Raw genomic sequence first — 9494 nt, 5'->3', positions numbered from 1 at the left:
GCAAATCAAGGCCACTAGAAAAAATATATCCATTTATATTTATGGATGCAATACACTATAAAGTAAAAGATGAAGGTAAAGTAATAAATAAGGCTTCATATGTAGTAATAGGCGTAAATATAGAAGGGATGAAAGAAATACTTGGTATATGGATAGGAGAAAGCGAATCAAGTAAATTCTGGTTAGGTGTATTAAATGATTTAAGGAATAGAGGTATAGAAGAAGTTCTTCTGTTTTGTGTAGATGGATTAACTGGGATAAAAGAAGCGATACAAGCTGTTTACCCAAGTGCTGATATACAAAGGTGTATAATTCATCAATTAAGGAATTCATTTAAGTATGTATCATATAAGCATTTAAAAGAGTTTTCAAAGGATTTTAAGAATGTATATCAAGCAATAAATGAAGAACAAGCACTAAAGGAATTTGAAGAAATAAAAAAGAAATGGGAGAAACAATATCCGCAAGCAATAAAAAGTTGGGAGACAAATTGGGATATATTAAGTTCATTTTATAAGTTTCCCCAAGAAGTAAGAAAAATAATATATACAACAAATATAATTGAAGGTGTTCACAGGCAATTTAGGAAAGTAACAAAATCGAAATCGGTATTTCCTTCTGATGAAGCATTAGAAAAGATGTTATATTTAGCTGCAAAGAATGTATCCAAGAAATGGACACAAAGATATAGAAATTGGGATATGATATTAAATCAGCTAATGATATTATATCCTGAACAATTAGGCAAGTATATAAAATAATAACAAAAGAATTTTTGCGAATTTTTCTATTGCTCCATGGAGCAATAGAAAAACAAAAGGAGCAGTAATAACACCATACTACTCCATATTAAATATTATTCCAATATAATAAACATTTTATGCATAAGGCAATAATTTTTTGGTAATAATATATTACAGAAAGATGTATTTCAGGTTAATCTTCTTACCAAGAAGAAGGTATAATTTAATTAAATACACAAAAATATTTACACACCCTTTTCTTTAGCAATTTCAGCTATCCTTGTAATTTTTGTTTCCATCAGTTTCTACCCCTGTGTGTAGTTAATGTTTCCATAACAAGGTCGATTATGTGTAGCCTCCTTCCCTCCTCCAGAGTTACCCGGCATCATTAGTACAATATAAGGCTATCCGACTCCCTGATAGTCATTTGACTTCCTTCCTTCTTATCGGTTGTACATTATACTTGTTATAGCAAGAACTATCAGGGTCTCCCGGGTTTCCGTACAGTCATTGTATAACATGCCCGGTTCTTTGACCCCGGGGAAGCTACGCCTTGCTCGTCGATAACGCAAGACGCAGTATTGCCTTCCTAGTTTGTGAGCCAGTCGGTCTTCCCAACTTTGTAAAATTTTTGAAGCTAAATCACTCGCCCTCGCAGGCTTCAGGCCTATTACCTAACTGTCTACGCTTAAACATTACAATTACTTGTAATGCTCCAAGACTCGCTACTAGTACCCTGACTGTGGGTTTTCTAGACGGGATTCCCACCCGTTAAACTGCACGCCTTTTCCCGGCCGCACCACAAAATTATTTACAGTCTCTTATTATATTAAATTAATAGAGTTTTTTATATAGAATCATTTCACTGATAATTCGGACGAACCATTTTTATATTGACATTTACATCTATAAAAATAGCTGCTAAAAATAATTTTATTTTCTGATAATAATCTACTGCAGGTCAATAAAATCTTTGCAATATACCATTTGAATCAATCTGCCCTAAAACCTTTGTATTTCCGATTACAGCTTCTATCACATGTGGCTTTCGAAATACGATTCCTCTTTTCTTGTTTTATTTTCTGCTTAAACGTTTGCAATTATAAAAATTAATGCTATTATATGAACAGATTTTCTAAATTGAAATCTTATATTGTTCCCATTATGTTTTAATTAGAATAATATATTCCCATGGCTTTAATTCAAATACTTTCTTTCCATTAATATTTATTGTTTCATTTCTGCTGAAAGTTCTAAATTTCCCTCTATATAACTTAGAATTTATCTCAACTTTGGTCATCTTATTTTGCAAATTAAATATACCTACTACTATATTGTTACCTTTCTCCCTTATAAAGGCTAAAACATTGCTATCATTAGTAGTTATAAACTTTACTTGTCCGCAATTGCTCTCATTCCAAAGAGCTGAGTTATCTTTCTTTAGGTTAATCAACTCTTTATAGAAAGTATGAAGCTTTAGATTAGTCCAATCTATCTCATCTTTGTCAAAAAACTTTAACCTTTTTTCTAAGGGGATTTCTTGCCCACTATAAATTAATGGTATACCAGGTAATGTGAATGTCAACACCGCAAAAGTTTTATATGCATCTCCTAACCGTTCAATTTCAGTTCCATTCCAAGAATTTTCGTCATGGTTCGTTATAAAAAGGAGCGGAAACGTTCCTTTAGGATATGATGAAAATGTTCTTTTGTAGCAATCTATTATATTTTCAGCGGTGTCATTGCCTTGAGCAATATTATTAAAAAGATTATATAATTTCCATCCATAATTTGCATCAAATGCTTTATCAAGCAATTTAATATTTTGGTCATCTTCAGCAAGCATAAAAATTGGTTTAATTTTTTGCAATTTCTCTCGAGCTTCTTCCCAAAAATCTAATGGAACCCCTCCAGCAAAATCACATCTAAATCCATCTATATCCGTGTTTTTTATCCAAAAAATCATTGCATCTATCATAGCTTTTCTAAGTTCTGGATTATCATAATTTAGTTCAGCAACATCTGTCCAATTTGTCCCTGGGGGTGAAATAATGTTGCCATTCTCATCTTGAGCATACCAGTTTTTATGCTTTATCCAAATATTATCCCATCCAGTATGGTTTGCCACCCAATCTAAAATGACTTTAAATCCTATCGAGTGTGCCTTTTTCACAAATACCTTAAAATCGTTCATTGTTCCTAATTCAGGATTTACTTCAGTATAATTTTTAATTGAATAATATGAACCCAAGGATCCTGCTCGATTTATCTCAGAAATAGGATATATTGGCATAAACCATAGTACTTTTACCCCCATATCTTTAAGGCGGGGTAAATGTTTTTCAAATGCCTTTATTGTTCCTTCATTTGTATATTGTCTCCAATTAACCTCGTAGATAGTTGCATCTTTTATCCAATCAATTTTTTCTAATCTTTTCTCGTTACTTGTAAGATAAACTGCTTTCGTTTTCTCCCCATATATAAAGTAACTGATACACCCAGTTGAAATAACAAAAATCAAAACACAAAGAACTATTATAGTTCTTTTCATAATATTATCACTCCTAATTTTTCTGGTTGTAAATTTTGCACTTATACAGATAGGTACAAGCTAAAATCAATACTATTAAGCTAATAATAAAAGAAATAATCATAATATAAAATTCTGCAGTTTGTTTGGGTATATTAAATAAAGAAAATAAACAAAGAATAATTAAAGTTATTGATAAATTAAGAGCAATTCTACATATCTTATAGTTTATGTTAGACATAATAATCAACTCCCTATAAAATTTTTGTCACTCGTTTCTAAAAATAAAGATGGCATGCAACATATCTATCTCCTTGCCTTCTTAATTCTGGTTCATCAGTTGCACACTTTTCCAGAGCGTATGGGCATCGAGGATGAAATCTACAACCCTTTGGTGGTTTGGCTGGATCAGGTAAATCTATACTCTTTAGTGCAAGCATTTTCCTCTCTCTTGCTAATGTCGGGTTAGGCACAGGTACAGCTGATATTAATACTTTAAGATATGGATGTTTTGGGTCACTGATAGCTTCCTGGACATTGCCTATTTCGACTATTTTACCCAAATACATAACTACAATTCTTCCGTTCTGAGCAATATAACGAGCAGTTGACAAATCATGAGTTATGTATATAAAAGATACTCCCATCTCTTTATTTAATCTCGCCATTAAATTCAATATTGATACTCTTAAAGATACATCTACCATCGATACAGGCTCGTCAGCTACAATGATTTTGGGGTTTAACGAAATTGCTCTTGCTAATAACATTCGTTGGCGTTGCCCACCTGATAACTGATGGGGGTATTTCTCTAAATATTGTTCTGGGGCAGTTAATTCTACTCTTTCCAATAGCTCCATAACCTTATGTTTTGCCTCTGTGTGATTTTTTACCAACCCCTTTTCTATTAAAGGATCTGCCATTGATTGAAAAATTGTTCTTTTAGGATTTAACGCTGCAAAAGAATCTTGCTGAACCATCTGTATGCTCTCTCTATATTCGTTTCTTAGCTTTTTATCAAGCTTATCTAATTCAATCCTTTGGTAATATAATTTGCCAATATTAGGTCGTTGCAGACCTGTTATAACTTTTCCTAATGTCGTCTTGCCGCAGCCACTTTCCCCAACTACTGCTATTATCTCACCTTTATTTACTTCAAGACTTACATCTACTAAAGCACCAACAAATGAAGCTGGTTTAAAAAGTCCTACTCTTTTTTCAAAGTATACACTTACGTTTTCTAATTTTAATAATGGAGCGTTTTTCATTGTTTCACCTCAATTCACCAAATTTTGAGACACATTTTCAGAATATAAGTAACATTCTACAAACTCATTTTTTTCAAAATTGATACTATTTGGTCTCTCTATTCTGCATTTATCAAATACCTTGAAACAACGCGGATGAAAAGCACAACCCTTAGGTAAATTCATCAAGTTTGGAGGAGTTCCCATAATTGATTTAACATCTTTTAAATCCCCTACTAATGACGGAGCAGCTTTTATTAAACTCTGAGTGTAGGGATGCTTGGGTCTCTCAAAAATATCAAAAACATTAGCACTTTCTACAATTCTTCCTGCATACATCACTCCAACATGGTCTGCTACCTTTGCCACTATCCCTATATCATGTGTCAATAATAACATTGTAATTCCTTTTTCTTTGTTTATTTTTTTTAGTATTTCGAAAATATAAGCTTGCGTTATAACATCTAGTGCAGTAGTCGGTTCATCTAAAATAATTATCTCAGGATCAAGTAGTAGCGAAAAAGCTATAATTACCCTCTGTTTCATACCACCAGATAATTCATGAGGAAAAGATTTTAAAACTCTATCAGGATCAAGCCTAACATATTCCAAAAGTTCTTTTATTTTTTTCAAACTCTCCTTTGTATCAATATAACCTTTGTGTACTTTTATAGTTTCTAACATTTGCTCTTGAATTGTCATAACTGGATTTAAAGAATTTTGTGCTGCCTGAAATATCATTGCTACAGATTCCCATCTATATTTTCGCAACTTTTCTTTGTTAAATTGTAATATATCTTCACCTTTAAAGAATATTTTTCCTGTACTAATTACCCCTGGATGATTAACTAATCCCAATAAAGCATAAGCCAAGGTAGATTTCCCGCTTCCACTTTCTCCCACCAAAGCAGCTATTTTCCCTTTTTCAATATTGAAATCTACATCGTTTACTGCTTTGATTACACCATTTCTCATTCTGAATTCAATTGTTAAGCCTTGTATTTCAATTATATTTTCGCCCATTTTTTAATACCTCCGTTTTTATGCCCCTTTTTGTGATTTAATGCGTGGATTAAATGCCTCATCAAGTCCATTAGCAAAGAAAATACATCCAAGCTGAAAAAGTGCTAAACATACAATTGGACTTAATAAATATATATATGCCCTTGGATTGAAAATACCACCTGTATTTTGAACAGCCAAGCTAATCATCATACCCCAATTTGTAGGTGAATATGGGGCAAGTCCTAACATCATTAAACCTACACTTGCATTTACAGCACTCTGTATTATGAAAATAAAATTTATAGCTATATAAGAAATAATATTCGGCATTATTTCTTTAAAAATAATATGCATTGTACTTAAATTCATAATTCGACAAGCGATAATAAACTCACTATGCTTTAGTGAAAGAATCTGCGAACGTATTGCCCGGGCGAGCCCTCCCCATGAAAAAAGACTTAAAATAAGAGAAAATATAAGTGGATTGCTAACTTTTATCAGTGTAGATATCACAATCAAAATTGGGAATTGTGGAATGGTTAAGAAGAGATTTGTAATAAACATTATTACTGAATCTATCCATTTACCTATAAGACCAGATAATGCACCTATAAAAAAGCCTATTAAAATAGTAAAAGCGGCTGTTAAAACTCCCACACTTAAAACTTCTTGGGAACCATATACAAGCTGAAAAAATGTATCTCTTCCTGCAAAATCAGTACCTAATATGTGCTTCCATGAAGGCATCTGATACCTTTCTGAAAATCTTATAGTCAAATCGAGTTTTAAAACTCGAGGTCCAACTATTGCCATTAAAATAAAAAATATCAAAATAACAAAACCCGTCATCGCCTTTCTATTAACTCTTATTTCTTCCCATAATTCTTTTATGTGTCTCATTTTTATTTCTCACTCCTCTATGCTAACTCTCGGATCAAGTTTACTATATATCAAGTCTGCAATTAAATTAGCAATAATTACTGCTGTAGCAGTTACTAATAACAAACCTTGCATCAGGGTGTAATCTCTCTGGGAGCTTGCTTGAGCTATATAATATCCCATTCCTGGATATGAAAATATACTCTCAATAAGAGTGGAGCCGCTAATCATAAAACCAAAATTCATTGCTAAAGAGGTTATTAAAGGTAACAATGCATTTCTTCTTACATAATTTTTCATTATTGTTCTATCTGTTAAACCTCGAGCATATGCAGCATTCACATAGTCTTCACCCAAAACACTTACAGCACTACCTTTCATTGCGAGTGCCCATCCACCTATAGAAGTTACAATATAAGTAAATATTGGCAAAAATGCATGCTTAATGACGCTCCAAAAAAACGGCAAATTAAACCCAGGTGTTACATCAATATCATAAGCACCATTATAAGGAAACCAATTGAGGTTATATGCAAATATTACAAGTAATAATATGGCAATAATAAAACCTGGAACAGCACTTGTAATAGTCGCATATAGAGAAACTATTGGTTCTAAAATGGAGTTTCTTTTCCATGCCATTCTTGTTCCTAATTGAATACCTATTAAAAAGCTAATAAGTAATGAAATGCTTAACACAAAGACTGTCCATGGTAATGCTTTTGCCACAATCTCATTCACAGTTACTGTCTGATAAATCATTGATGTTCCTAAATTTCCATGTAACAACTCATTTACATATCTAGCCAACTGTTTATATAACGGCTCTCGAGGATTATAATTAACCATTTTGGCTACTCTTTCATATGCAGCTTCTAACGTAATTCCATTTGTTTGAGCTAACTGTCTTGCTAATCCATCAATCGCACTACCCGGTGTTAGTCTTAATAAGAAAAACGTCAATAGTACCGCACATAAAACCGTAACAAACGACATAAGAACTTTTTTTAATATAGTTTTGATGTTCATCACCACTTTCCCTCTTTCTTAAAAAATTAAATTTAGCAAATTTGCAAAGAAAGGTCGAGGCTCTCTCCCATCATGTCTAAATAAATTCTGTCTTTAAAGTAATAGAGCCTCGCCCTCTCTTATATATTTTTATTTATACATACCTTTAAAACTTTATAATTTTGCTTTCTAATTTGGTTGATATTCTCCATTAACTAATGACATATACCCTCCGAAACCAAGGTTTAGTATAGCTATTCTTCGTTTGTCTTCCCTATTTGTTGGAAGTGGCATATTCCTATTATATTTTGCAAATTGATCTGCCATTGGTAACTTTCCACCGAAAGTCTTAGTATTTATCCAAACTCCTGTTGTATTTTGATACAATGCGATATTAAATGCATTTTCATTAATTGCATATACCAAGTCGTTTACCATCTGCATTCTTTTCTTTAAATCGTAAGTATATGGATACTCATCAAGTATCTTAGCAACATCAATTTCCTTACCATTAGCTCCTTTTAATTTTAAAGTTAGTTTTCCTGTCTTTGAATCTCTTGGTAATCCATTAATAGTTGCTATCCATCCAAATGTCTGACTAAGATAGAAATAAGGATCTGAAGAATACCATGTAATATCAACCCAGTCAGTACCTATATCATAAGCTCCTTCTTGAACTTTTTGCCAATATGTGCTTCCTTCAACTATTTTCACTTTGGTTGGCAATCCGAACGCTGTTAACTGTTCTGCTACAGCTTGAGAATAATTTATAACAGCTTCCCATCCTGCAGCTACCCCAATGTAAAACTCATATTTCTTCCCATTTGGATCTACCCATATACCATCTGCACCTTTTTTCCATCCTATTTCTTTTAACAATTGTTCGGCCTTTTTAAGATTGTAAGAATAATTTGTCATTTTTTTCTGGGTATCCACTGAAACCCATTTATTGAGCTCTGATTGAGCTATTCCTAAAGAAGAATATTTTTTATATTCGGTTGCATAATAATTTGCAAATTCTCTTATCTTTGTTCTGTCAAGTGCGTAAACCAATGCTTGTCTGAATTTTACATTATTGAATGGATATTTTCTTACATTCAAAATCAAACCTGCACAAGCCGGATCAAACATTTTGTAATGAACCAAATTTTTGTTAGCATTTAAGATTGATTCTAAAACATCCTTGGGTTGAGTATAATTAAAGTTTTCTAATTTCCCAGCTCTTAACATAGCATATTGGGATGACAAATCATTTACTTGGTAAAATGCAACCTTCTCAAATGTCACATTCTTAGCATCCCAATAGTCTTTATTTTTTACAAGAACCAATTGAGTATCAGAAACTGCATAAAACTTAAATGGTCCAGTACCAATAGGTTTTTTAGGATTATACTTTAAAAATAGTTGCCAATTATTGTCTAACTGTTTCCTTATATTGTCAGTGATTTCATATCCAAATGGTCCTCGTTTTGCAGGATCATTTGTCTTTTTAGCACTGTTGAGAATCTTAGCAGCATTATCAACATATTTCTTATAAATGTGATAAGGAATTGTTCCTTGTCTATCTTGAGCAAGGAATATTATTCTAAGTTCAGGGAAAGGAGCTGGTTCATGCCAGTTAAATACTACAGTATAATCGTCAGGTGTTTCAATACTATCTAATCTTCTTGCAGCATCAACTCCATTATTTAAGATATAATAAGCCCATACATCTTTACTTGTAAACTTTTGTCCGTCATGCCATTTTACATTTTTTCTCAAGTGCACTATTGTTTTATTGCCCTTGTGTTCATATGATTGAGCTAATCTATTAAATATTTGGTCAGTAGATCTTACAATAAGGAATAATCCTTCAAACATAAACCTTTCACCATAGTAGCCTACGCCACCAGAAGCAAAAACGTTGCCCTGATATAAAGGTGGCTTTGGCCAACTATCAAGAGCTCTGAAAACCTTTTCGGCGTTGTTGAGTTTTGTTGCTGCATTCCCAAAATCAAACACTAACAAACTGCTAGCAATAAAACTAACAATAAGGAGCACAAGAAAAGCTTTTTTGAAATACGACTTGACACCACGCATAGA

7 protein-coding genes are annotated in these 9494 nt (G+C 32.6%); 1 reads left to right on the top strand and 6 read right to left on the bottom strand.

The genetic code is table 11. The features are described from left to right. Positions 1-761 (top strand): IS256 family transposase (locus tag ACAG39_08685; GenBank protein MEZ0537311.1); only part of this gene is annotated, 761 nt, incomplete at its 5' end. 1144 nt (positions 762-1905) lie between these two features. On the opposite strand, the gene ACAG39_08680 is transcribed toward ACAG39_08685, so the two are convergent. The 6 genes from ACAG39_08680 to ACAG39_08655 all read right to left on the bottom strand — a co-directional run bounded on the left by ACAG39_08680 (position 1906) and on the right by ACAG39_08655 (position 9491). Beyond that, the gene (locus tag ACAG39_08680; protein MEZ0537310.1) at positions 1906-3294 is read right to left on the bottom strand and encodes an alpha-amylase family glycosyl hydrolase; all 1389 of its coding nucleotides are present in this window, start codon (positions 3292-3294) and stop codon (positions 1906-1908) included. 257 nt (positions 3295-3551) lie between these two features. Then, entirely contained in the window at positions 3552-4541 is a 990-nt protein-coding gene (locus tag ACAG39_08675) for an ABC transporter ATP-binding protein (GenBank protein ID MEZ0537309.1), read from the bottom strand. A gap of 9 nt (positions 4542-4550) precedes the next feature. After that, positions 4551-5543, bottom strand: coding sequence for an ABC transporter ATP-binding protein (locus ACAG39_08670; protein MEZ0537308.1), 993 nt, complete (start codon positions 5541-5543; stop codon positions 4551-4553). An 18-nt stretch (positions 5544-5561) separates the two neighbouring features. Next, on the bottom strand, positions 5562-6425 hold the full coding sequence (locus ACAG39_08665; protein ID MEZ0537307.1) for an ABC transporter permease: 864 nt from the start codon (positions 6423-6425) through the stop codon (positions 5562-5564). Positions 6426-6434: 9 nt separating this feature from the next. After that, complete coding sequence (locus tag ACAG39_08660; GenBank protein MEZ0537306.1) at positions 6435-7433, bottom strand: ABC transporter permease; 999 nt, start codon at positions 7431-7433, stop codon at positions 6435-6437. A 168-nt stretch (positions 7434-7601) separates the two neighbouring features. Then, entirely contained in the window at positions 7602-9491 is a 1890-nt protein-coding gene (locus ACAG39_08655) for an ABC transporter substrate-binding protein (GenBank protein MEZ0537305.1), read from the bottom strand. Between the last annotated feature and the right edge of the window lie 3 nt (positions 9492-9494).

The organism is Caldicellulosiruptoraceae bacterium PP1 (genome assembly GCA_041320695.1).
GTDB lineage: Bacteria > Bacillota > Thermoanaerobacteria > Caldicellulosiruptorales > Caldicellulosiruptoraceae > JBGGOQ01.
This window is presented reverse-complemented; position numbering and strand designations above follow the sequence as displayed.